The 23,751-nt window shown below is 64.7% G+C and carries 25 protein-coding genes; 15 read left to right on the top strand and 10 right to left on the bottom strand.

What is annotated here, in order from left to right:
- Positions 1-60: 60 nt before the first annotated feature.
- Positions 61-1,803 carry a tetratricopeptide repeat protein gene (locus AC4NN3_RS01315; protein ID WP_491925345.1) on the top strand — a complete coding sequence of 581 codons (1,743 nt, stop codon included), beginning with the start codon at positions 61-63 and terminating at the stop codon, positions 1,801-1,803.
- A gap of 6 nt (positions 1,804-1,809) precedes the next feature.
- Positions 1,810-2,691, top strand: a complete 882-nt coding sequence (locus AC4NN3_RS01310; RefSeq protein ID WP_491925344.1) for a 4-(cytidine 5'-diphospho)-2-C-methyl-D-erythritol kinase — start codon at positions 1,810-1,812, stop codon at positions 2,689-2,691.
- Here AC4NN3_RS01310 and AC4NN3_RS01305 read toward each other — a convergent pair.
- Positions 2,688-3,701: a polyprenyl synthetase family protein gene (locus AC4NN3_RS01305; RefSeq protein ID WP_491925343.1), complete on the bottom strand. Its 1,014-nt coding sequence runs from the start codon at positions 3,699-3,701 to the stop codon at positions 2,688-2,690. The two genes, AC4NN3_RS01310 and AC4NN3_RS01305, sit on opposite strands and share 4 nt — an antisense overlap.
- A 170-nt stretch (positions 3,702-3,871) precedes the next feature.
- Between AC4NN3_RS01305 and AC4NN3_RS01300 the strand changes: the two genes are divergently transcribed.
- From AC4NN3_RS01300 to AC4NN3_RS01275, 6 genes are all read left to right on the top strand, one after another.
- Positions 3,872-4,579: a tRNA1(Val) (adenine(37)-N6)-methyltransferase gene (locus AC4NN3_RS01300; protein WP_491925342.1), complete on the top strand. Its 708-nt coding sequence runs from the start codon at positions 3,872-3,874 to the stop codon at positions 4,577-4,579.
- Between the two features lie 60 nt (positions 4,580-4,639).
- Positions 4,640-5,476: a S49 family peptidase gene (locus AC4NN3_RS01295; RefSeq protein WP_491925370.1), complete on the top strand. Its 837-nt coding sequence runs from the start codon at positions 4,640-4,642 to the stop codon at positions 5,474-5,476.
- 3 nt (positions 5,477-5,479) lie between these two features.
- Positions 5,480-5,704, top strand: a complete 225-nt coding sequence (locus AC4NN3_RS01290) for a hypothetical protein (RefSeq protein ID WP_491925341.1) — start codon at positions 5,480-5,482, stop codon at positions 5,702-5,704.
- A 52-nt stretch (positions 5,705-5,756) separates the two neighbouring features.
- On the top strand, positions 5,757-6,680 hold the full coding sequence (locus AC4NN3_RS01285; protein ID WP_491925340.1) for a glycine--tRNA ligase subunit alpha: 924 nt from the start codon (positions 5,757-5,759) through the stop codon (positions 6,678-6,680).
- A gap of 78 nt (positions 6,681-6,758) precedes the next feature.
- Positions 6,759-7,319, top strand: coding sequence for a LemA family protein (locus tag AC4NN3_RS01280; RefSeq protein WP_491925339.1), 561 nt, complete (start codon positions 6,759-6,761; stop codon positions 7,317-7,319).
- Positions 7,320-7,324: 5 nt separating this feature from the next.
- Positions 7,325-9,250 (top strand): DUF2207 domain-containing protein, encoded by a 1,926-nt coding sequence (locus AC4NN3_RS01275; RefSeq protein ID WP_491925338.1) that lies wholly within the window; start codon positions 7,325-7,327, stop codon positions 9,248-9,250.
- An 18-nt stretch (positions 9,251-9,268) separates the two neighbouring features.
- Here AC4NN3_RS01275 and AC4NN3_RS01270 read toward each other — a convergent pair whose 3' ends face one another.
- Positions 9,269-9,655, bottom strand: coding sequence for a GFA family protein (locus AC4NN3_RS01270; protein ID WP_491925337.1), 387 nt, complete (start codon positions 9,653-9,655; stop codon positions 9,269-9,271).
- A gap of 135 nt (positions 9,656-9,790) precedes the next feature.
- On the opposite strand from AC4NN3_RS01270, the gene glyS reads away from it, so the two are divergent.
- On the top strand, positions 9,791-11,815 hold the full coding sequence (glyS, locus tag AC4NN3_RS01265) for a glycine--tRNA ligase subunit beta (protein ID WP_491925336.1): 2,025 nt from the start codon (positions 9,791-9,793) through the stop codon (positions 11,813-11,815).
- 11 nt (positions 11,816-11,826) lie between these two features.
- Here glyS and AC4NN3_RS01260 read toward each other — a convergent pair whose 3' ends face one another.
- Positions 11,827-12,168 (bottom strand): hypothetical protein, encoded by a 342-nt coding sequence (locus tag AC4NN3_RS01260; protein ID WP_491925335.1) that lies wholly within the window; start codon positions 12,166-12,168, stop codon positions 11,827-11,829.
- A gap of 66 nt (positions 12,169-12,234) precedes the next feature.
- Between AC4NN3_RS01260 and AC4NN3_RS01255 the strand changes: the two genes are divergently transcribed.
- Positions 12,235-13,215 carry a DUF808 domain-containing protein gene (locus AC4NN3_RS01255; protein WP_491925334.1) on the top strand — a complete coding sequence of 327 codons (981 nt, stop codon included), beginning with the start codon at positions 12,235-12,237 and terminating at the stop codon, positions 13,213-13,215.
- Here the strand turns inward: AC4NN3_RS01255 and rnhA are convergent.
- Genes rnhA through ispH form a run of 3 tightly spaced genes read right to left on the bottom strand, consistent with a single transcriptional unit; the run spans position 13,212 to position 15,150 of the window.
- Entirely contained in the window at positions 13,212-13,658 is a 447-nt protein-coding gene (gene rnhA, locus AC4NN3_RS01250; protein WP_491925333.1) for a ribonuclease HI, read from the bottom strand. The genes AC4NN3_RS01255 and rnhA overlap by 4 nt on opposite strands.
- Positions 13,655-14,182 (bottom strand): GNAT family N-acetyltransferase, encoded by a 528-nt coding sequence (locus AC4NN3_RS01245; RefSeq protein ID WP_491925332.1) that lies wholly within the window; start codon positions 14,180-14,182, stop codon positions 13,655-13,657. The genes rnhA and AC4NN3_RS01245 overlap by 4 nt, the downstream gene beginning before the upstream one ends.
- A complete protein-coding gene (ispH, locus tag AC4NN3_RS01240) occupies positions 14,179-15,150 on the bottom strand; it encodes a 4-hydroxy-3-methylbut-2-enyl diphosphate reductase (protein ID WP_491925331.1) in 972 nt (323 codons plus the stop codon). The genes AC4NN3_RS01245 and ispH overlap by 4 nt, the downstream gene beginning before the upstream one ends.
- 117 nt (positions 15,151-15,267) lie before the next feature.
- Between ispH and AC4NN3_RS01235 the strand changes: the two genes are divergently transcribed.
- The 3 genes from AC4NN3_RS01235 (at position 15,268) to AC4NN3_RS01225 (ending at position 19,397) form a co-directional block, all read left to right on the top strand.
- Positions 15,268-17,532: a putative PEP-binding protein gene (locus AC4NN3_RS01235; protein ID WP_491925330.1), complete on the top strand. Its 2,265-nt coding sequence runs from the start codon at positions 15,268-15,270 to the stop codon at positions 17,530-17,532.
- A gap of 76 nt (positions 17,533-17,608) precedes the next feature.
- The gene (locus AC4NN3_RS01230) at positions 17,609-18,166 is read left to right on the top strand and encodes a hypothetical protein (protein ID WP_491925329.1); all 558 of its coding nucleotides are present in this window, start codon (positions 17,609-17,611) and stop codon (positions 18,164-18,166) included.
- Positions 18,167-18,341: 175 nt separating this feature from the next.
- Positions 18,342-19,397, top strand: a complete 1,056-nt coding sequence (locus tag AC4NN3_RS01225) for a cell wall hydrolase (RefSeq protein ID WP_491925328.1) — start codon at positions 18,342-18,344, stop codon at positions 19,395-19,397.
- Here the strand turns inward: AC4NN3_RS01225 and AC4NN3_RS01220 are convergent, their stop codons facing one another.
- The 3 genes from AC4NN3_RS01220 to ygfZ form a co-directional block, all read right to left on the bottom strand.
- Complete coding sequence (locus tag AC4NN3_RS01220) at positions 19,398-19,916, bottom strand: hypothetical protein (protein ID WP_491925327.1); 519 nt, start codon at positions 19,914-19,916, stop codon at positions 19,398-19,400. It abuts the gene before it with no gap.
- A 124-nt stretch (positions 19,917-20,040) separates the two neighbouring features.
- Entirely contained in the window at positions 20,041-20,643 is a 603-nt protein-coding gene (locus tag AC4NN3_RS01215; RefSeq protein ID WP_491925326.1) for a YfbR-like 5'-deoxynucleotidase, read from the bottom strand.
- A gap of 38 nt (positions 20,644-20,681) precedes the next feature.
- Positions 20,682-21,521 carry a CAF17-like 4Fe-4S cluster assembly/insertion protein YgfZ gene (ygfZ, locus tag AC4NN3_RS01210; RefSeq protein ID WP_491925325.1) on the bottom strand — a complete coding sequence of 280 codons (840 nt, stop codon included), beginning with the start codon at positions 21,519-21,521 and terminating at the stop codon, positions 20,682-20,684.
- 67 nt (positions 21,522-21,588) lie between these two features.
- Between ygfZ and AC4NN3_RS01205 the strand changes: the two genes are divergently transcribed.
- Entirely contained in the window at positions 21,589-22,923 is a 1,335-nt protein-coding gene (locus AC4NN3_RS01205) for a dihydroorotase (RefSeq protein ID WP_491925324.1), read from the top strand.
- A 302-nt stretch (positions 22,924-23,225) separates the two neighbouring features.
- Positions 23,226-23,537: a hypothetical protein gene (locus tag AC4NN3_RS01200; protein ID WP_491925323.1), complete on the top strand. Its 312-nt coding sequence runs from the start codon at positions 23,226-23,228 to the stop codon at positions 23,535-23,537.
- On the opposite strand, the gene AC4NN3_RS01195 is transcribed toward AC4NN3_RS01200, so the two are convergent.
- On the bottom strand, positions 23,534-23,751 hold a 218-nt coding region (locus AC4NN3_RS01195; RefSeq protein WP_491925322.1), incomplete at its 5' end, for a hypothetical protein. The two genes, AC4NN3_RS01200 and AC4NN3_RS01195, sit on opposite strands and share 4 nt — an antisense overlap.

Genomic DNA, 23,751 nt, shown 5'->3' with positions numbered 1-23,751 from the left:
AAAACGGCCAATCTTCGCCGCCAGAACGGGTCCGCTGGGACCATGGGAGAATTCAACGTCGTGACATCGCTTTTGAACCGCTTCGCGCGCCCGGCCCTGATGGCCATTCTGCTGGCGGCCACGGCAAGCCAGGCCGGCCAGTCGGCACAGCCGGTGCAGACCGCCCAATCGGACCCGCGAACCAGCTTCGACCTGTTGCCGATGTTCCGCGCCAGTGCCACCGGCGCCTATATGGCCGGCCAGCAGGCACTACAGGATCTGCGCACCGACGAGGCCGCCCGCTATTTCTACCAGGCGGCCCAGGCCGACTGGCAGAATGCCATCCTGGTCGAGCGCGCCTTCATCGCCTTTGCCGCCGATGGCCAGATCGGCCAGGCGGCGTCCACCGCCAAGCACCTGCTCCAGCTCGATCCCACCAATGAGCTGGCCGAACTGGTGATCGCTACCGAGGCGCTCAAGGAGCGTCGCTATGATTCTGCCGAACGCCAGCTGGGCGCCATCGGCCAGGACAGCTTTACCGGCATCACCGCCAGCATTCTGCGCGCCTGGGCCCTGGTCGGCGCCAACCGCAAGACCGATGCCGACGCCATGCTCGATACCCTGGGCGAAACCGGACTCGACGATTTCCTGGTGTTCCACCGCGCGCTGATGGCCGAAGTGGCCGGCCAGACCGAGATGGCTATCGACCTGGCCAGCCAGGCCTTTGCCGCCGAGCCCTATGTGGCCCGGGTGGTCGAGCTATATGCCCGCGTGCTGGCCAATGCCGGGCGCTTCGATGAAGCCACCGACGTGATCGCCGAATTCGAGAATCAGGGGCTGAGCCATCCCTTTGTCACGCTGGTGCGCGAGCAGATCGCCGCCGGCCAGCGCCCCGGCATCTTTGCCGCCAATGTGCAGGTCGGCGCCGCCGAAATGTTCCACGGTATCGGCGTTGCCCTGTCGCGCGATGGCAGCCTGGACCTGTCGCTGGTCTTCCTGCGCATGGGGCTCTATCTCGACCCCAATGCCGATGTGATCTCCCTGGCACTGGGCGAACTGCTCGATACCGCCGGCCAGCATGAGGCCGCCAACCGCATCTATGATGCCGTGCCGGCCACCTCCACCATGAAGCCCACCGCAGTGGTGCGCATCGCGCAAAATCTCGATGCCCTGGGCGATCGTCCCGAGGCGCTGCGGCGCCTGGGCAATATCGTGGCCACCCAGCCGGACGATCTCGACGCCGCCTCGGTCTATGGCGACATGCTGCGCTATGACGAACAATATGCCGAGGCTGCCGCAGCCTATAGCCAGGCCCTCGCCATCACCGGCGGTGAGCACCCGGCCGACTGGCGCTTCTACTATGTCCGCGGCATTGCCTATGAGCGCGACAAGCAGTGGCCCAAGGCCGAGGCCGATTTCCTCAAGGCGCTCGAGCTTAATCCTGATCAGCCGGCCGTGCTGAACTATCTCGGCTATAGCTGGATCGATCAGGATATGCACCTGATCGAGGCGCTTGAGATGATCCAGAAGGCCGTCGATGCCCAGCCCCAGGATGGCTATATCGTCGATTCGCTCGGCTGGGCCTTCTACAAGCTTGGCCGCATCGACGAGGCCGTCGCGACGCTCGAGCGCGCCGTGCTGCTGCGGCCCAACGATCCCGAACTGAACGACCATCTGGGCGACGCCTATTGGACCGCCGGCCGCGAGCTCGAGGCCCGCTTCCAGTGGCGTATCGCTGCCGCCATGGATGAGGAAGGCCACGTCAAGGAGCGGGTGGCCGCCAAGCTGGCCGATGGGCTGACGGCAGCCAACGCGACCGAATAGCGCCGCGTGGTCGAGTCCATCATCCATATCGCCCCGGCCAAGATCAATCTGGCCTTGCATGTCACGCGCCGCCGCGAGGATGGCTATCACGACCTCGAAAGCCTGGTGGTCTTTGCCGATCTGGCCGACGAAATCGAGGCTGTGCCGGACAAGGTCGATTCCCTGACCATTGTCGGGCCGTTTTCGCTTGGGCTGGGTTCAGGGGAGACGAACCTGGTGTCCCGGGCAATCGCTGCCTTTCGCGCCCGCTGGCCGGATGCGGTCCCAACCGGCTTGGCCTTGCGCCTCACCAAGAACCTGCCCGTGGCTGCCGGCATTGGCGGCGGCTCGGCCGACGCTGCCGCCGCCCTGCGGCTGATGCGGTCGCAATCGAGCCACGCCATTCCCGTATCCGAGCTCTCCGATCTGGCCGCCCGTCTTGGGGCCGATGTGCCCGCCTGCCTGGTTTCGGCGCCGCTGCTGGCGCGCGGCGTGGGCGAACTGCTCGAAGTGCTGCCCGAATTCCCCGCGTTGCATATCGTGCTGGTCAATCCCATGGTGCCGCTGCCCACCGCCGACGTCTTCCGCCGGTTGCGGGCGCATGACAATTATCCGCTGCCCGCTCTGCCATCGCCACTGACCCGGCCGGTGCAGCTGGGCATCTGGCTGGCAGAGACCCGCAACGACCTGCAGCCGCCCGCGGTCAAGCTGGTGCCGGTCATCGGCGAGATCGTCGACCATCTGGCGGCGGCGCAGGGCTGTATGCTGGCGCGCATGTCGGGGTCGGGGGCGACGGTGTTCGGCCTGTTCGGCTCGAGCGGGCAGGCCCATCAGGCCGCCCAGCTGATGCGGGCACAGAACCCCGAGCACTGGGTGGCCGCCGCGCCCCTGCTGGTGCCCGCCGCCTAATAGGCGCGCAGCACGCTGAATTCGACCACGTCATTGAGCAGGGTGGCCAGCGCCGAGCTGGGCAGGGCCTTGAGCGCCTGCTGCGCCGCACGGGCATGCGCATGCGCCTGCGCCAGAGTACGGGGCAGGGCGTCGAGCCGAGTGAGGATCGCCACCACCGCTTCCACCTGCTCGGCCGTGGCCTCAGGATCACCCAGGGCGGTGCTGATGGTCTCGCGTTCGGCCGCGGTGCCATCGGCCAGCGCCAGGATGATCGGCAGGGTCATCTTGCCCTCGCGCAGATCGTCGCCGGTATTCTTGCCCAGAGTGCCGGCCTGCCCGCCATAATCGAGCGCGTCATCGACCAGCTGGAAGGCATTGCCCAGTTCGAGGCCATAGTCGGCCAGCGCCTGGCGTCCCGCCGCATCGGCGCCACCGGCCATGGCGCCCACTTCGCAGGCCGCCTGGAACAGCACGGCCGTCTTGGCGCGGATCACTTCGGCATAATCTTCGGCCGTTGTGCTGAGGTCGCCCGTCTTGGACAGCTGGAACACTTCGCCCTCGGCCATCACGGCGGAGGCCGAGGACAGCACGCCCAGCGAATCGACGTCGCGCGTTTCCACCATCATCATGAAGGCCTGGCCGAGCAGGAAGTCGCCGACCAGGATCGAGGCCTTGTTGCCCCACACCATGCGCGCCGCCGGCTTGCCGCGGCGCATGTCGCTTTCATCCACGACATCGTCGTGCAGCAGCGTGGCATTGTGCATGAATTCGACGGCGGCCGCGAAGTTGATCGCCGAGCCATTGCCCTTGCCGAACAGCTGCGCTGCCGCCACGGTCAGCATTGGCCGCAGCCGCTTGCCGCCGCTGTCGATCAGGTAGCGCGCCAGCTCGGGCACCATCTCGACATGCGAATTGGCCCGGCTCAGGATCAGTTCATTGACCTTGGCCATGTCGTCAGCGGTCGCTGCGAGCAACCGGTCGATCGGGGTGGCGATGGGCGCCTCTTTAATCTGAGTCAGCACTGACACCGTCTATTCACCCCAATACGCCACGGCAAAATTGATTGAGTCTGCGGGCTTTACGCATGTAAGGTCGCGCAAAACCGGCCTTTTCGGGTGCGATGTCCCTAGACCAGCCAAGAGCCTTTGTAAAACACCAATCGGTAACGCGCGACGCCTTTTTGGGCGGCAGGCTCACTGTGTCGCAGCCACGCCATGGTTTTCGCGCCGGACTCGACAGCGTTCTGCTCGGCGCTTCGGTGGGGCAGGGGCGCGCCAGCCTGCTCGATATGGGCGCCGGCGTGGGTACCGCGGCCCTCGTCGCCCTGGCTCATGCGCCTGCTTTACAGGCCGTTCTGGCCGAACAGAACCCCGACATGCTGGCTCTGGCAGCCCTCAACCTCGCCGATAACGATCTGGCCGCGCGCGGCCGGACCCTGGAAGTCGATGTCACGGCGAAGGGCATGGCGCGCCATGCTGCCGGCCTCGCCGACAATGGCTTTGACGCGGTCATCGCCAATCCACCCTTCTTTGCCGATGGCGCCGGCACGCTGGCAGGTGACGCCGGTCGGGCGGGATCGCGCCATATGGACGCGACGGCGCTCGATCTCTGGGTCAAGACCGCCGCCGGCTGTGCCGCGCCGGGCGGGGAGATCATCTTCATCTATCCCGCCGAGAGCCTTGCCCCCCTGCTGGCCGCCTTTGACCAGCGCTTCGGCGCCATCACCCTGCTGCCCTTGACGCCGCGCCCCGAGGCGGCCGCCAGCCGCGTGCTGCTGCGTGCCATCAAGGGCTCGCGCGCCCCGCTTACCCTCTTGGCCAGCCGCGCGCTGCATGATGCCACCGGCCGGGCCTTTGCCCCTGCCTTTGACGCAATTTTCCGTGGCACAACCCGGCTCGACTGGTAATCCCCGCCGCTACAACCTAAGTCTGGCATGGTTTTGAGGAGAGGCGCGACGATGAATGATCTGGCCCGACAGGCGCGAACTTGGCTGCAGCGCGTCACCGGGCGCAGCGGCGCCATTATTCCCGTCGTCAAGCTGCAGGGTGTCATCTCTGCCGATCCGCGTCCGGGTCGGCTCAATATCGCCGGCGTCGCGCCGTTGCTCAAGCGCGCCTTTGCCATCAAGTCGGCGCCGGCCATCGCCATCATCATCAACTCGCCTGGCGGCTCGCCGGTGCAGAGCCGGCTGATCTACAAGCGCATTCGCGACCTGGCCGACGAGCACAACAAGCCCGTTCTGGTCTTCGTCGAAGACGCTGCAGCCTCGGGCGGCTATTTCATCGCCGTGGCCGGTGACGAGATCATCGTCGATCCATCCTCGCTTGTCGGCTCGGTCGGCGTCATCATGGCAGGCTTCGGTTTTGTCGGCCTGCTGGAAAAGCTCGGCGTCGAGCGGCGCGTCCATACCGCCGGCAACAACAAGTCCACCCTTGATCCTTTTCTGCCGGAAAAGGCCTCCGACATCGAACGCATCAAGCAGTTCGAACTCGATATTCATCAGACGTTCATAGAGGTGGTCAAATGGCGGCGGGGCGACCGTCTCAAGGCCCCTGACGACACCCTCTTCACCGGCGAATGGTGGACCGGTACGCGCGGCCTGGAGCTCGGACTGGTCGACGCCGTGGGCGACCTGCACGAGACCCTGCGCACCCGCTATGGCAAGGATGTGCGCCTCAAGCTCATCGAGCCCAAGCGCGGACTTATCTCTCTGCCACGTATCGGTTTTTCGGTCGCTGGCCTGGCTGGCGATGTCGCCGCAACCATCGAGGACCGCGCCGTCTGGGCGCGGCTGGGGCTCTGAACTATGCTGCTGCGCGTCCTCATTTTCGTGGTCCTGGCCATCTTCATCTATCTCGGCGCGATGAAGATCTGGCGCGACTGGACCCGCCAGTTCAAATCCGAGGATGAAGAGTCCCGCCGCCTCCGCCGCGAACGCGACCTGCGGGAGCGCGAGCAGCCCGGCGTCATCGACCTCAAGCGTGACGAGGACGGCCGTTTCCGTCCCGAAGATGACGACAAACGCCGTTGACCCTGCCGGGCGGTCAAACTAGAGGTTTGTCCCAGTTAGCAGGGACTGCCACATGACCATCCGCCCACCGCACATGGACCCGAAAAACTCGTTTCAGGGTCTGATCCTCACGCTGCAGCAATTCTGGGCGGAGCAGGGTTGTGTCATTCTGCAGCCCTATGACATGCCGATGGGCGCCGGAACCTCGCACACCGGCACCGTGCTGCGCGCGCTTGGGCCAAAGCCCTGGAAGGCTGCCTATGCGCAGCCCTCGCGCCGCCCCAAGGACGGCCGCTATGGCGAGAACCCCAATCGCCTGCAGCACTATTACCAGTTCCAGGTGATCCTCAAGCCATCGCCGCCTGACCTGCAAGAGCTCTATCTCAAGTCGCTCTATGCCATCGGCATCGACCCGGCGCTGCATGACCTGCGCTTTGTCGAGGACGACTGGGAAAACCCGACTTTGGGCGCCTGGGGCCTGGGCTGGGAAGTCTGGTGCGACGGCATGGAAGTCAGCCAGTTCACCTATTTCCAGCAGGTTGCTGGCTTTGAGTGCAACCCCGTCTCGGGCGAACTGACCTATGGGCTGGAGCGCCTGGCCTGCTATCTGCAGAACGTTGACTCCATCATGGAGCTCAACTTCAACGGCGGCAGCGGCGACGACAAGGTCACCTATGCGGACGTCTTCCTGCAGAACGAGCAGGAACAGTCCAAGTACAATTTCGAGGCTGCCGACACCGACATCCTGTTCCGCCATTTTGCCGATGCGGAAAACGAGTGCCGCGCCATTCTGGCCAAGGGCGCTACGGGCAATCAACACACTATGGCCATCCCCGCCTATGAGCAGGTGCTCAAGGCCGCGCATAATTTCAACCTGCTCGACGCCCGCGGCGTCATCTCGGTGACCGAACGGCAGAGCTACATCCTGCGCATTCGCGAACTGGCCAAGAGCTGCGGCGAAGCCTGGCTGCAAACCGCCGGTGGCGGCGCCGAATAGCGCTGGCGCCCATTGCGCCGGACGCGGCGCAATGCCAGTGTCCGCGCCATACAAGCCGCGCTTGAGGGAGCCCCTGCCATGACACTCTGGATTATTCTCGGTCTGGTGGTCGCCGCCGCCGTCTATGCCGTCAGCATCTATAATGGCCTGGTCAAGACCCGGCAGATGGTCCAGGAGGGCTGGTCGGGCATCGACGTGCAGCTCAAGCGCCGCACCGATCTCATCCCCAATCTGATGGAGACGGTGAAGGGCTATATGAGCCATGAGCGCGAAACGCTCGAGGCCGTCACCAATGCCCGAGCCGCCGCCACCAGCGCCGCCAATGGCACGCCCGAGCAGCGTGCTGCCGCCGAGGGTCAGCTCTCGTCCGCCCTGGGCCGGCTGATCGCCACCGCCGAGGCCTATCCCGACCTCAAGGCCAATACGACATTCCTCGAATTCCAGGCCGCGCTGCAGACCGTCGAGGACGAGATTCAGATGGCCCGCCGTTACTACAATGGTGCCGTGCGCAACCTCAATGTGATGGTCGAATCGGTACCCTCCAATTTCATCGCCGGCCCCTTCGGCTTCCATGCGGCCCAGTATTTCGAGCTCGAGAACGAAGCCGACCGCGCCGTGCCCTCCGTCAAGTTCAACTAGTCACCATGCCCCTCTTGTTTCGGCCGCTGCTCGGCATGCTGCTGGGGCTGTTTCTCGTCCTGCCGGCCACGGCGCGCGAGGAAATCACGGCCTATGCCAGCGCCATCGCCATGGCGGTGGATGGCACGGTGACGGTCACCGAGGCCATCACCGTCAATGCCGAGGGGCAGGACATTCGCCGCGGCATCTACCGCGACATTCCCGTCGTGTTGCTGACCGGTGACGGGGGCAAGCTGCGGCCCGATTTCGTGGTGCTCGACGTGCAGCGCGACGGCAGGAGCGAAAATTTCCGCGTCGAGCGCATGGGCGATTTCCAGCGCATCTGGATTGGCGATCCGGACGTCATGCTCACCTATGGGCCGCACCGCTATGCCATCACCTATACGATGAGCCGCATGGCGCGGGCCTTCGAGGACCATGACGAGCTTTATTGGAACGTCACCGGCAACTACTGGATCTTCCCCATCCGGACAGCGACGGCGACGGTAACCCTGCCCGATGGCGCTGTCATCACCGACCTGGCCGGCTATACCGGCCCCGTCGGCGCCACCGAGCAGGCGGTGTCGATCAAGCGCAATGCCGACAATGTCGCCAGCTTCCGCGCCACCCGGGTCCTGGGTGCCGGCGAGGGCATGACCATAGCCGTGGCCTTCGACAAGGGCGTCATCGAGTATCCCACCGGCTTCGACGCCTGGCTGCAGCACGTGTTCGACCTGCGCGACAACATCATTCCAGTGCTCGCTGCTCTGCTGGCCGCCGCGTATAATGCACTGGCCTGGTTCCGCGTTGGCCGCGATCCGGAAAAGGGCGTGGTCTTCCCGCGCTTTCACGCCCCCGACGGCTTCTCGCCGGCGCTGGTCCACTACATCCACAAATGGGGCTTCAGCGACAGCGGCTGGACCGCGCTGACGGCGGCGATCTTCAATCTGGGGGTCAAGGGCCTCATTACCATCGACAACAGCACCGACAATCTGCGCCTGACCGTGACGGGCAAGGCGCCGGACAAGCCGTTGCCGGCGGGCGAGGCGGTGATCTTCGATTATCTGCAGACCCAGCAGAGCGTCGAGATCAACACGGCTACCGGCCCGGCGCTGCAGAAACGCCGGGCAGCCTTTGTCAGCGCCATTGCTCGGGAAAACCGCTCGCGCTGGTTCAGGACCAATATCGGCTATTCGGTGTTCGGCTACTTTCTGGGCATCGTGCTGCTGGCCGGCATGACCTTTGCCGACATCCTCGATCCGCTCTGGCTGATTGGTTCGATCATCCTGGGCATCATGCTGTCCTCGCTGGGCGGCCTGATCAGCAAGGGCTTCCAGAAGCGCTATCTGTCGCGCGTCTTCATCGCCATCTGGATCGCGGTAGCGGCCTTCAACTTCCTTGGCTTCGCCCTCGACAGCCTGACCGCGCTGCAGGTCAATATTGCCGCCATCTCGGCCATTTCCATCGTCGTGGTCACCATCGTTTTTGCCTTCCTGATGCGCGCGCCGACGCTGCAGGGGCGCAAGGTGATGGACGAGATCGATGGTCTCAAGCTCTATCTCGAGACGGCGGAAAAAGACCGCATGAATATGGACGACGTGCCGCCCATGACGGTGACGCGCTTCGAACGGCTGCTGCCTTTTGCCATCGCCCTCGGCGTCGAGGAGCCGTGGAGCGCGCATTTCGAGGCCGAACTGTCCCGGCATGCCGTGGCGGACGCGCCCGATAACTATGCCCCTGTCTGGTACCATGGCGGCTCGCCGGGCTCTGCTGGCCGCTCCGCCGCCAGCATGACCCATGCCGTCAGCGCCGCGGCGGCGTCGATGACGGCGGCTATGGTGGCGGCCCAGCCGGTCCAGGCCAGTTCCTCCGGTTTTTCCGGCGGCGGGGGCGGCGGCGGTGGTGGTTTTTCTGGCGGCGGCGGCGGCGGCGGCGGTGGTGGTGGCTGGTAACTGGTAGCTGGTAGGGCGCTAGAGATCCTTGGGCAGGTCGTCAGCGACATGCAGCCACGGCACCCGCTCGTTCCAGTACGAATGGCCGTCGATCGCAATGCCCGTCGCGTCTTCGAGGCTGGCAATATAGAGGTCGATTTCCGTCGGTCGCTCTTCGCTTTCATAGGACATTGGCGAGCCGCAGCGCGCGCAGAAGCCGCGCCGGACGCCGGGCGATGAGGGGTAAAAGCGCAGGCTCTCGCCCTGCAGCACGGCGTCGTCGCGACGCACGGTAAAGAACGATCCCACCGCCGACGACGTGGCCCGGCGGCAGCTCTCGCAGTGGCAGTGCAGGGCCCGGATGACGTCGCCAATCACCTGCAGTCTTACGGCGCCGCAAAAGCACCGCCCATCGAGCTTGGCCATGGCCACCTCCCTATGCACGCTCTGTCGCAACGCTACGGCAGGCTGCCCGTTCCCGCCAGCGGCGGCGGTTCCGAGTGGACATCCAGTCCCGCCCAAGTTAAGCAAAACCGCGCTTTCCAACCCCTGGTATCTGTCATGCCCGAACTGCTGCTCGAACTGTTTTCCGAGGAAATCCCCGCCCGCCTGCAGCGGCGCGCGGCCGATGACCTCAAGAAACTGGTGACCAATGCGCTGGTCGATGCAGGTCTGGTCTATGAGGGCGCCAAAGCCTTTGTCACGCCGCGCCGGCTGGCGCTGACCGTGACCGGACTGCCGGCCCGTTCGCCTGATACGCGCGAGGAGAAAAAGGGCCCCAAGGTCGGCGCGCCGCAGCAGGCCATTGACGGCTTCCTGCGCGGCGCAGGCCTCGTCTCGCTCGATCAGGCCAAGATCGAAAGCGACCCCAAGAAGGGCGACTTCTACGTCGCGCTGATCGAAAAGCCCGGCGCCGACGCCGTCAGCCTGCTGGCCACCATCCTGCCCAAGCTGCTGGTGGATTTCCCCTGGGCCAAGTCGATGCGCTGGGGCACGGGCACGTTCAACTGGGTGCGGCCGTTGCGCGCCATCACCGCCACCTTCGGCGCCGAGAACGAAGAGCCGGTGGTCATCCCCTTCCAGTCCAACGAGCTGACTTCGGGCCAGACCACCTATGGCCATCGTTTCCTGGCGCCCGACGCCATCCGCGTGCGCCGCTTCGACGATTACGTGGCCGCGCTGGAGCGCGCCAAGGTCGTGCTCGACATCGACCGCCGCAAGGACATCATCAAGACCGATGCCGCGCACCTGGCCTTTGCCCAGGGGCTGACCGTCATCACCGACGAAGGCCTGCTTGAAGAGGTCGCGGGCCTCGTCGAATGGCCCGTCGTCATGATGGGGACCTTCGATCCCGCCTTCCTCAAACTGCCCGAGGAAGTCATCATCGCCACCATCCGCGCCAACCAGAAGTGCTTCTGCCTGCGCGATGCCACGGGCACGCTGGCGCCCCATTTCATCATCACTGCCAATACCGAGGCCAGCGATGGTGGCGCGGTGATCACGGCGGGCAATGAGCGCGTCATCCGCGCCCGGCTCAGCGACGCCATGTTCTTCTACCAGGGCGATCTGAGCTTGCCGCTCGAGCATGGCTTGCCCAAGCTCGAAGATACCGTGTTCCACGCCAAGCTGGGCAGCCAGTTTGCCCGCGTCGAACGGCTGGTCAAGCTGGCCGGCGAGATCGCGCCTTTGGTCGGCGCCGATCCCGAGCGCGCCAAGCGCGCTGCCATGCTGGCCAAGGCCGACCTCACCACCGGCATGGTCGGCGAATTCCCCGAACTGCAGGGCCTGATGGGCCGCTATTATGCCAGCGCCCAGGGCGAGCCGGCCGATATCGCGACGGCCGTCGAGATGCATTACAAGCCGCTCGGCCCCACCGACGCCGTGCCCACCGAGCCGACCTCGATTGCCGTGGCCCTGGCCGACAAGCTCGACCTGCTCACCGGCTTCTGGTCGATTGATGAAAAGCCGACGGGTTCCCGTGATCCCTTCGCCCTGCGCCGCGCGGCTCTGGGCGTGATCCGTATCATCACCGAGAACGGGCTGAAATTCCCGCTCAAGGTCGAAGCCGATCTCCTCGCCTTCTTCCACGACCGTCTCAAGGTCACCCTGCGTGATGCCGGCGCCCGCCATGACCTGGTGGATGCCGTGATCGCGGCCGACAGCGACGACATGCTGCAGATCACCCAGCGCGCCGAGGCCCTGTCAGCGCTGCTGTCATCGGCCGATGGCCAGAACCTGCTGGCCGGTTACAAGCGCGCCGCCAATATCCTGGCTGCCGAGGAAAAAAAGGACGGCCGGACCTATGCCGGCGCCGTGGCCCAGGATGTGCTGAAACTACCCGAAGAGTCGGCTCTGGCCTTTGCCGTGGACGCCGTCCACGCCGCGGTAGCCAGCCACGTTGCCCGCGACGACTATAAGGGCGCCATGGCCGAATTTGCCTCGCTGCGCGCCCCGGTCGATGCGTTTTTCACCGCGGTCATGGTCAATGACGACGATGCCGCGGTCCGCGCCAACCGCCTCAACCTCTTGGCGCGCTTACGCGACACCATGCATCTGGTCGCTGATTTCTCCAAGGTGGCCGGCTAGGAACCGGCCGCTCAGCGCGAGGGCAGGGCGCAGTGAATGGCGCCCTTGCTGGTAGTAAAGTCGAATTCGGTGTCGCCATGGTCATCGGTGACGAAGCTGCCCCTGAGCTCGATATCGGCAAGCGGCCCGCTCAGCGCTTGCACCTGCGAGCCCGATGAGGCGACCTGGCCCTGGCCGCGCGGCATGTCGTCGGTGACAAAGTCATAGTCTCCCGCCACGAACAAGGTCAGCGTACCGAAGGCGGTGCCGTCTGACCTGCTGCAGTCATAAATGCCCGGCGGCGGAAACTGCGCCAGTGCCGGCAGCGTTAGGCACAACATGGCGGTGGCGGTGAGGAGCGTTTTGCGTAACATGCTGCGATCGTGCGCCGGCTGGCCGCCAATGCCAAATCAATCTGCCGCTACCAAAGGAATTTTTGCATGAGTGTCGGTCTGCTTGCTCTGCTCGATGACGTGGCTGGCCTGGTCAAGGTCGCCGCCGCCTCGCTTGATGATGTCGCGGGCCAGGCCGCCAAGGCAGGGGTCAAGGCGGCGGGTGCCGTGATCGATGACGCCGCGGTCACTCCGCGCTATGTCGATGGCTTCACCGCAGATCGCGAATTGCCCATTGTCGGCGCCATTGCTTGGGGCTCGATCAAGAACAAGCTGATGTTCCTGCTGCCCGCTGCCCTGGTTCTGAGCAGCTTCCTGCCGGGAGCAATCACGCCGCTGCTGATGATCGGTGGCGCCTATCTCTGCTATGAGGGCGCTGAAAAGGTCTTCCACGCTTTGGCGCCCCATGAGGCCGAGGTGCATGAGGCCGGTCTCGAACCCATCGCCGTCAATGCCGCCACGCTTGAAGACCAGAAGATCGCCGGCGCCATCCAGACCGATTTCATCCTCTCGGCCGAGATCATGACCATTGCGCTGTCGGCCATTGAAGTGTCCGATATCTGGACCCGTGCCATAATCTTGGCTTTGGTCGCCATCGGTATCACCGCCGTTGTCTATGGCGGCGTGGCGCTGATCGTCAAAGGCGACGACATGGGCCTGTGGCTGGCCCGTAATGCCCGCACCGGCGGGGGCCGCGCCTTTGGCCGCGCACTTGTCACCGGCATGCCGGTCTTCATGCAGGTGCTCAGCGTCATCGGCACCGCCGCCATGATCTGGGTCGGCGGCGGTATCCTGGCCCATGGCCTGGTTGAGTTCGGCCTCGCCGGACCCGAGCACTTCATCGAAGCGGCCTCCGAATGGGCTGCCCATGCCGTGCCGGCCATCGGCGATTTCGCCGGCTGGCTGATGATGGCGCTGATCGACGGCGTGGGCGGGCTCGTTTTTGGTGCGCTGCTCATTCCAGTCGTCGGCTATGCCTTGGCACCCGCCTGGAAAGCCATCAAGCGCCTGCTGCCCCAGCGGGTCTAGCGCCGGGTCTTGAACGGCGCCATGCCGTCATTGGCCAGCTGGTCGGCGCGCTCGTTGAGGTCGTGCCCGGCATGGCCCTTGACCCAGCGCCAGTCGATGGTGTGGCGCTTGGTGGCCTCGTCCAGTGCCTGCCAGAGCTCGAGGTTCTTGACCGGCTTCTTGTCGGCGGTCTTCCAGCCGTTCTTCTTCCAGCCCTTCATCCAGCTCTGCACGCCGTTCTTGACATATTGGCTGTCGGTATGCAGTTCTACCGTGCAGGCCCGGGTCAGCGCATTGAGCGCCTCGATGGCCGCAGTCAGTTCCATCTTGTTATTGGTGGTCAGCTCGGCGCCGCCGCACAGTTCCTTGGTCTTGTCGCCATATTGCAGGATGGCGCCCCAGCCGCCCGGGCCCGGATTGCCCGAACAGGCCCCGTCGGTATGGATGATCACGGTTTCGGTCATGCCGATAATTGCCCTTTGTGCATGATATGAAACTGGGTGTGCTGCCCGTCCACCACGCCCACATGAGTGCGCACCATGCCGATCTTGTTCAGCACCGCCAGTGACGGGGCATTGCGCATATCTGCGAAGCCGAGAAAATACATCCAGTCCGTTTCAGCAAAGAGCCAGTCGCGCAGGGCAACGGCGGCCTCGGTTGCATAGCCCTTGCCGTGATATTCGGGAAACAGGGCGTAGCCGATTTCCGGCTCGCCGCGTTCGCCATGCAGCCCAAACCCGGCGCGGCCCAACAGGACGCCATCGCTTTTGCGCTGCACGCGAAGCTTGCCCATGCGGTGACTGACGAAATTGTCGCGCCACAGCGCGATCCGCGCCGCGCAGTCCGCACGACTCCAGGGCGAGCCGTCCCCCTTGAGATAGCGCGACACATCAGGGTTGCCGTGCAGGCGCAACAGGTCATCGACCTGGTCCATGCTCCAGCCCGAGAGCGCCAGGCGATCGGTTTCGAGCAGCCTCAGGTCGGTCATTCAGTGACGGCCGCCTCGATGGTCCGCAACTCGCGCGGAATGTTGAAGGCGATGTTCTCCTTGGCGGTTACCCGCGCCTCGACCTTGATGTCATAGCGCTGCGCAAAGGCTTCGATCACCTCGTCGACCAGTTTTTCCGGTGCCGAGGCCCCGGCCGAGACGCCCAGCGTCTTGATGCCCGCAAAGCGATCCCAGTCGATTTCGGATGCGCGATCGACCAGCATGGCGATCTTGCAGCCGGCCCGCTCCGCCACTTCCACAAGGCGCAGCGAATTGGACGAGTTGGGCGAGCCCACCACGATCATCGCATCCACTTCCGGCGCGACGGCCTTGATGGCCTCCTGCCGGTTGGTGGTGGCGTAGCAGATGTCTTCCTTGTGCGGCCCGTTGATCGCCGGAAAGCGCGCCTTGAGCGCCGCCACAATTTCGCGGGTGTCATCGACGGACAATGTCGTCTGCGTCACGAAGGCCAGGGTCATAGGGTCCTTGGGCTCGAATACCGCGGCGTCCGCGACCGTTTCGATCAGCGTGATGGCACCGACCGGCAACTGGCCCATCGTGCCCACGACCTCCGGATGCCCCTTGTGGCCGATCAGCACGATCTCGTGACCCTCGGCAAAATGCCGCTGTGCCTCGACATGCACCTTGCTCACCAGCGGGCAGGTCGCGTCGAGAAAGAACATCTTGCGGCTCCGCGCATCGGCCGGGACCGATTTGGGCACGCCATGCGCCGAGAACACCACCGGCGCGCCGGTCTCGGGGATTTCGCTCAGCTCCTCGACGAAGATGGCGCCTTTGTCACGCAGGCCATCCACCACATATTTGTTGTGCACGATGGCGTGCCGCACATAGACCGGGGCGCCGTATTTCTCGAGCGCGAGTTCAACGATCTGGATGGCGCGATCGACCCCGGCGCAAAAGCCGCGGGGGGCGCAGAGCAGAATGTCTAGTTGTGGCCGCTTTTCCATAGCAGTCAGATGCTTTCGACACGACGACAAGTCAAGTCTTGTTGCAGCGGCCCAGCCGTGCAGGCATGATGCCCGTCTAACCACGACAGGGACCGAGCAGTGAGTTTGGCGCAGGAAATGTTCGCGATTGCCCCGGCCATGGGGAAGGCGAACCTGTCGGCCAGCCAGATCAAGCTGCTCAGCGGCAAGGCGCGCTGGATCTTCCGTGTCGGCGAAGCCGGTTTTCCTACTATCCCCACCATTGCCCTGACCCGCGCCGCCTGGGAAGCGCTGCAATCCGAGCGTAGCCGCAAGGATATCCGCCTGCGCACCCGCTGGGTCGCCTGCCTGTTCAAGCTGGTGGGCAAGGAGGGCACGCCGCCGCCTTTGGTGGTGCGCACCTCGGCGGCCACCCACAATGGCGGCCTGATGCCCGCCAAGCTGGGCATTGCCGCGCCGGCCCACCCGGAAGACTCGGTCGACCCTAGCCGACCGCTGGCGCGGGCGATCAAGAGTGCCTTTGACAGCTATGGCTTCGGCCAGGGCTGGACCGGGCGCGCCGATGAGGACCGTGGCAAGCAGATCGTCCTGATCCAGGCCCAGGCCCAGGGCGAGATCGAGCAGTTCCTCACCCGCAACGGCACCACCGGCGCCATGGGACCGGCCCCGCTCGACGGCGCGCCGCTGCCCCGGTTGCCGGAATCGGCCGCCGCCTTGGTCGCGCTGGTCGACGCCAAGGCAGGCCGCCACATGTGCTGCGCCGTTGCCGTAGAGGCTGGCCAACTGCAGTTCATTTCCGCCCGCCCGTTCATGGCCTCGGCTGCAGCCGATCTCGAGGCGGCCGTTGACCGGGTCAAGCGCAAGGTGTGGTCGCCGCAGAACGCCGTCAGCCGCGTCGATCCGGCCCGACTTGCGCAACTGCTGCATCCGCGCCTCCGATCCACCCAGGGCGCGGCCCCCATTGCCAAGGGGCTCGGGGTTTCGCCCGGCGCCGCCAGCGGCGCCATCGTGTTCAACCCCGAAGACGCGGCGCGCCTGCGCGCCCGCGGCAAGCACTGCATCCTGGTGGTCAACGAGACCGGCCCGGCCGATATCGAGGGCATGAAGGCAGCCACCGGCATCCTCACGGCCCGCGGCGGTATGTCCAGCCATGCGGGCGTCGTCGCCCGCATCACCGGCAAGCCCTGCGTGGCCGGCGTGCGCACGCTCTCGGTCGATGCCGGCGACATGGTCTGCTGGATCGGCGAGCGCGAGTTCCGCATGGGCGACCTGCTGACCATCGATGGCAGCGACGGCGCCGTCTATGCCGGCACCCTGCCGCTGGCCCAGCCCCATATCGGCGGCGCCATCGGTACGCTGCTCGACTGGTCCGACGCCACCCGCACCATTGCGGTCCGCACCAATGCCGAAACCGTCGAGTCGGCCATGACGGCGCTGAGCTTTGGGGCCGAGGGCATTGGCCTGGCGCGCAGCGAGCACATGTTCTTCACCCCCGAGCGCATGGTGGCGCTGCGCCGCATGATCCTGAGCGAAGACGAGGATGATCGCAGTCAGGCCGTCAACGGTCTGGTCGGCTATCAGACGGGCGACTACTCGGCCCTGTTCTCGGCCATGCGCGGTCGCCCGGTCACCGTCCGGCTGTTCGATCCCCCGCTGCACGAGTTCCTGCCGCGCACCGAGGAAGACATCGAGGAAACCGCCGCCTCGCTCGGCCTGGCCGTCAGGGCCCTGCGGCTGCGCCTCGACCGCATAGCCGAGGTCAATCCGATGCTCGGCCATCGCGGTGTCCGGCTGGCCATCACCTATCCGGAAATCCTGTCCATGCAGATGCAGGCCATCATGGCCGGCGTCCGCGCCGCCAGCGAGACCCAGGACGAGCCGGTGGCCGTCGAGGTTATGGTGCCCTTTGTCTCGACCGCCAGCGAAGTGGCCTTCGTGCGCGAGCGCATGAATACCATCGCCGCCAATTCCGGCCTGCTGCGCAGCGACCGGGTCAAGATGCTGTTCGGCACCATGATCGAGCTGCCCCGCGCCTGCCTGCGCGCCGGCGACATTGCCAACATGGTCGATTTCTTCTCCTTCGGGACCAATGACCTGACCCAGACGACCTTCGGCATTTCCCGCGATGACGCGCCCACTTTCCTGGCCGCCTATCAGCGCAAGGGAATCTATGAGCGCGATCCCTTCGTCACCATCGACGAAAAGGGCGTGGGTGAACTGATCGCCATTGCCATCGAGCGGGGCAGGGCCGCCAATCCCCGGCTCAAGATCGGTATCTGTGGCGAACATGCCGGCGATCCGGCCTCGCTCAAGTTCTTCTCCGGCCTGGGCGTCGACTATGTCAGCTGTTCGCCCTATCGTGTGCCGGTGGCGCGCCTGACATTGGCACAGGCGACCGCTTAAAAAACGCTCGCGCAATCCCTATATGTAGGGGGCAAGCCGGCACAGGTCGGCGCAAAGGGATGGGACACTGATCACCGTGAAATTACCACTGGCACTCGCGCTGCTGCCTCTGCTTGCAGTTCCCGTACCACCAGCGCTGGCCCAGGCCGGCGTTTCCCAATGCGTCTTGATTGAGAGCGATGTCGAGCGACTGGCCTGCTATGACGGCCTGTTCCGCACCGCCCAATCCGATCAGACTGGCCTCAGCGTCACTGTACAGTCCGAGCAGCTGATCCCCGCGCGTCCGAGCGGGCGCGCCCCGGCCACGATGGTGATCATGTGCCAGGATGAGGTGCTGAGCGTGAGCTTCGCCTTTGCCGGCAATACCATGTCGGCCCTGGGCCGCGACGCCGGCATCACCTTGCAATACGATCTGCAGGCATCGCGCAGCCGCACCCTGCCGGTCAATGCCGACAACACCGCCCTCGTGCTCGACAATACACGGGATGCGGCGACGTTTCTCGATGGCCTGGCGGGTGCCACCAACCTGACGGTCCGGGTGACGCCGGTCAATTCGCGGTCGCTGTCGGCGCGTTTTCGCGTCGACGCCTTCTTGCCCGAAGTCAGCCAAGTCCGCGCGGCCTGCGGCGCCTGAGGCGCGCCACCCGGCCCATCACGGCAAGTTCATCGCCTGCCACAATCAGGCCACTGCCCTGCCACTGGTTCCGTTTACGCCCTGCTAACCCTAATAAGTCATCATCACAACTGTCGGCATTCTAGCGTCTCTGCCGTCGAACAGTTGTTGTGTTGCGTTGTGTTGAGTTGCGTAGATGGTATTTTCCCACCGGCCAGTGGCGCGTCTGCGCCTGGCCCGAGCGGATCGTCGCTTGCGTCCCGTCGCCAGGTTTCTGGCTGTGGCCCTGCTTGGCGTTCTGAGCTATGCCGGTCTGACCGGGATGGCCCTCGCGCCCGCGTCCGACCTGCTTGATGCCACCCCGGCGCCGGCCCGGCTCGCCCTTGCCAGCCTGTCCTATTCCGGCATCGATCCGGTGATTACCGGTTCGGTCGACAGCCTGTTCGCCGCCGCCGGCTTTACCGGCCCCAACCGCGCCGCCAAGACTGATCGCATGCGTCCCCAGGTTGATGTCCTGGCGCTGTCGCGCAGCTTCGAGGAAGCCCGCATTCGCCTGGCGTCACTGCGCGCCGGTCCGGATGATCCCACGCTGGGCCAGACCCGCTTTGCCGATATCGCCCCTACCGGGGATGTCGAGATCGGTCCGCGGATGTCTATTGCCGCCATTGATCCGGTGGCCATCAACCCGGCCTCGGCCGCCGCACTCGACGCCATTGCCGGCATCGCACCCCCATCCGCGGGCATACCTCTGCCCGCAATGGCCTCCGAGCAACTGGCCTATGCCCGCGAAACCGCCCCTGTAACCGGCGGCTTTGCCACCGGGCAGGTGGTGGCTGCTTCGGACAAGGAACTTTGGTGCCTGGCAACGGCAATCTACTTTGAGGCCCGCGGCGAAAGCTATCGCGGTCAGGTGGCCGTGGCGCAGGTGGTGCTCAATCGCGTCAAGGACCGGCGCTATCCAGATACCATTTGCGGCGTGGTGTTCCAGAACCAGACCAAGCGCAATGCCTGCCAGTTCTCCTTCGCCTGTGACGGAATTCCCGAATCCATCAATGACGGCAAATCCTGGGCGCAGGCCGAGGACATCGCCAAGCGCTTCACCGACGGCCAACTCTATCTCACTGAAGTCGCCGACGCGACGCATTACCACGCCACCTATGTGCGTCCCACCTGGGCCCCGCGCATGAACAAGGTGACCCAGATCGGCCTGCACGTCTTCTACAAGTTCAAGAGCGGCTGGCTGTTCGGCTGATCAGCAGACCCGGAAGTCGCGGCCGGTAACGCAGGTGCGGCTGCCCCAGCCCGTGACGCGGACGTCGCCGGCCCGCACCGAGTAGAATGAGTTGGCCCCACGGCTGCTGAAGCTGAACCAGCGGCCATTCTGCCAGCTCGAAAGCGGCTCACCATTGCGGGCAACCTCGGTCACCGTGATGCCGGGATATTGCACATGGTTGGTATAGAGCACGTCGCTGGAATAGGTGCCCGTGGCCGTGCTGGCGATGGTCACATAGGACACGTTGCCACCTTCGACCTTCTTGACCACCTGGGTCGAGGTCGGATCCTGCGATACCCAGGGCTCGGCCGCTACCTGGTAATGCCGCCCCTCGAACTTGACCAGCCTTGATGTATCAAAACCCGGTGCCACCACCGGGTTCAGCAACCCATCGGCAAAGCTCTCGATCACCATGCCCGGCCCGATGGTCGCAAGCGCCATCGCCGAAATGGCGCCCAGGGTCATGCCAAGCAGCATGTGACGATCTGGCAGGTCCATGGTTTGTGTCCCGGATTGAGGCGGAAAACGTGCCCGCGTTAATCCATTAGAAACCATAAGCCGATGTCACACGCAAAGTTCATCCCGCCTTAGGGTTAATTTCCCCATGGCCAAACCGTTGCTGCTAAATGGAAATCGCGCTGAAAGCGGCGACGAAGCGGTCATGCGCCTCGCCTGTCGGCCAGGGGCGGATCAGCCGGTCGAAGGCATCCACCTCGAAGGCCGGCTGCTCGGGCGCGCCAAAGAACTTGCGCGCTTCCTCCTCGGCAAACCCGGCCAGGTGGATGGCCTCGAAGAAGGCGGCCTCGCGGTCGGCCTTCTTGACCAGCTTGGCAATGGGGGCGGTCATCGCTGCCGGCAGCGAAAAGCGCAGGTAAATCGCGGACAGCAAACGGTTTTCGACATCCTTGTAATTGCCGCCCATCGCCGCCTTGAATGGCGAGATGATGTCGCCCATCACATATTCGGGGGCGTCGTGCAGCAGCGCCTGCAGCAGGGCGACCGGGGTCGCATCTGCATTGGCGGCGCGGAACAGCTCGAGCACCAGCACCGAGTGCTGCGCCACGGAAAACGGATAGTCGCCATAGGTCTGCCCGTTCCAGCGGGCAACGCGGGCAAGACCGTGTGCGATGTCGGAGAGTTCGACATCCATCGGCGAAGGGTCGAGAATATCGAGACGGCGCCCCGACAACATGCGTTGCCAGGCGCGTGAACTGGTCCGTGCCATCTTGCCCCGATTGGTTAGCAGACTGTTAGCGCCGAACGCTACTCATCGCCGCTCGATTCGCCAAACGCGTAACTGGCCCAGACCGGCAGTTTCAGCGTTACAGGCTTGCCATCGACCGTCACGGCGGACAGGTCGGTGATCCGGTCCAGCCGCAGAATGGCCACCGCCATGCCATCGACCACCTGGCCGATCGTACCCGCCTCGCGCGTACCGGTGATAACGGCGCTGCCGGCGGGCGCGTCGACCCCCGAAACGATAACCGGCCGCCGCCTGGCGGTGCCGCGATGCTTCATCCGGCTGACCACTTCCTGGCCGACATAGCAGCCCTTGGCGAAGTCGATGCCATCGAGAATGTCGAGCCCGATATCATGAGCAAAGGCATCATTGGCCGGGAAGTCATTGCCCTGGTGGGCAATGCCGGCGCCGATGCGCGCGGTCTGGTAAACGTCGTCGCTCTGCACCCAGTCCGCCGTGGCGTCGACGGGTGCAATGATGCGGTAGCCGATATGAATGGGACCGAGGCGATCAGTATGCCTGATCCCACTCGGCTCCGCGTCCTGGGCAAAGCCGACGTGGTGGGAGGCCCGCAGGTCATCGATGACCACCGCCGCGCGCAGGCGATACATCTTCATCCGCTTGAAAAAGTCATCGGCGACCGACTGGTACACATCCACCCAGATGGCGTCTTCGGCATGGCCGGCCAGGCCCTCGGCCAGGATCTTGCCCTGCGGCGACAGCAGCGCCCAGGCGGCCGCCAGCTCGCCGTCACCCGCGCCCGTCGCCGGAATCTCCCCCGTCACCACGTCGTTGAGCAGCTTGTGGGCTTCCGGCCCGGAAAACCGGAACACGGCGCGGTCGGCACGCAAATGGATGGTCATGCTCGCTTGCCTCTTGGTCGCTGCCTCCGCTAAACCGGCACTGTGCGGGAACGGCAGGACCACAGACATGGCGCAGTACGACAGCATTTTCAAGAACGGCACGCTGGTCAACCAGGATGGTGAGGGCCTGGCCGATGTCGGCATTCGGCACGGCCGCATTGTCGCCCTGGGCGATCTTTCCGGCGACAGCGCCGCCGACATCGTCGACTGCACAGGCCTGCACATCCTGCCCGGGGTCATCGACACCCAGGTGCATTTTCGCGAACCCGGCCTGACGCACAAGGAAGACCTCGAATCGGGCTCCCTCTCGGCCGTCATGGGCGGCGTCACCGGCGTCTTTGAAATGCCCAATACCAACCCACTGACCACCAGCCGGGAAACCTTTGCGGCCAAGATCGCCGCGGGCACCAACCGCATGCATTGCGACTTCGCCTTCTATATCGGCGGCACGCATGACAATGTCGGCGAGCTGGCCGAACTGGAAAAGCTGCCCGGCTGCGCCGGCATCAAAGTCTTCATGGGCTCGTCCACCGGCTCGCTACTGGTGCAGGACGATGCCGGGGTCGAGGCCATCCTGCGCGCCATTTCCCGCCGCGCCGCCTTCCATTCCGAAGACGAATACATGCTCGAAGAGCGCAAGCACCTGCGCGTGCCGGGCGATCCGTCGAGCCATCCGGTCTGGCGTTCGCCCGAAGTGGCGATGAGTTGCACCACGCGCCTGGTGAACCTGGCACGCAAGACCGGCAAGCGCATCCATGTGCTGCATATCTCGACGGCCGAGGAGATGGTCTATCTCGCCGATCATAAGGACGTCGCCAGCGTGGAGGTCACCCCGCACCATCTGACGCTGGACGAAACCGCCTACACAAAACTGGGCACCTATGCCCAGATGAACCCGCCGGTACGCGACAAGGCCCATCGCGAGGGCATCTGGTGCGGCGTGGCCAATGGCGTGGCCGATATCCTTGGCTCCGACCACGCGCCGCATACACGCGAGGAAAAGGACCATGCCTATCCCGCCTCGCATTCCGGCATGACGGGCGTGCAGACCCTGGTGCCGATCATGCTCGATCATGTCAATGCCGGCAAAATGACGCTGCAGCGCTTCGTCGACATGACCAGCGCCGGCCCCAACCGCCTGTTCGGCATCGCCGGCAAGGGCCGCATCGCGGTGGGTTATGACGCCGACCTGACCATTGTCGATCTCAAGCGGCGCGAAACGATCCGCAACGAGGACGTCAAAAGCCGCGTCGGCTGGACACCCTATGACGGCGTCACGGTCACCGGCTGGCCGGTCGGCACCATTGTGCGCGGCAGGACGGTGATGTGGCAGGGCGAACTGGTGACGGCCTCGACCGGCCAGCCCATGCGGTTCCTGGAAGCGCTGCCACAACAGGCATAGCGCAAGGCGGTTTTGGAAGTTTGGGGGTGGTTTCCAGACTGGCTGCATCTGGGCTCGCTGGCCGTGTAAGCTGAGAGGCGCACCGGTCAGGGCTGATGTCGGCCGTGGTGCACTGCGCGTCTGCCAGAAAGCGCCTATGCCACTGATTGATCCACCAGCGCCTTGGTTTGTGGTCGGCACAAATAGTGGTCTATGCTCACCATGGTGCGGGAGAACTGCGTGTGGCATATTTCAGGGCGTTTGGATTTGCACTGCTTCTCGCCCTTCTAAATGTTTTGTCCGCGGCTTCCCAAGAGGCCTCTTTGACCAAACAGGAAGAGTGTCTTCTGAACATGTTGGAGCTTCAGCAGTCCGTCATGGGTGGGCTTTCCCGCGATGCGGATGCGCAGATGCGGCGAGTAGCGGACGAAGCGCATGCGCTTGCAATTAGCGACGACAATAAGCAACGGATGCTCGCTATTTGCGATGATGGGTTCCCAAACGCCGTGCCGCCTGACAGGCAAGACGAGGTCATAGCAATTGCAGCCTGCAGGTATCGCGACCGGCTCGCGTCCGAGTACAAGAGCGGCGGTTTGGCTTTGCCGGAACGTTTCAAGCACCTGTGCAGCCGTTAAGCTTCACGGAAGCGACTGGCATGATGACTGGAAGTGCCGTGCCAAGCCACGCTTTGTGCGGAAATGGCAAATTTCAATGAACCATGTTCCTGGGGCCTGCCCGCCGGTCGGCAAGCTGCCACTGTAGGGCTGGACTTGATCACGAGCACCGTTGGCACTGGCAGCTTCTCTATCGCGGTTTGTGTCAAGGGGCGCGCCGCGTCATCTGCCGCCG

The organism is Devosia sp. MDV22-iso42 (genome assembly GCF_058629155.1).
The sequence above is the reverse complement of the archived record's forward strand: the minus strand, read 5'-3'. Positions and strand labels throughout refer to the sequence as shown.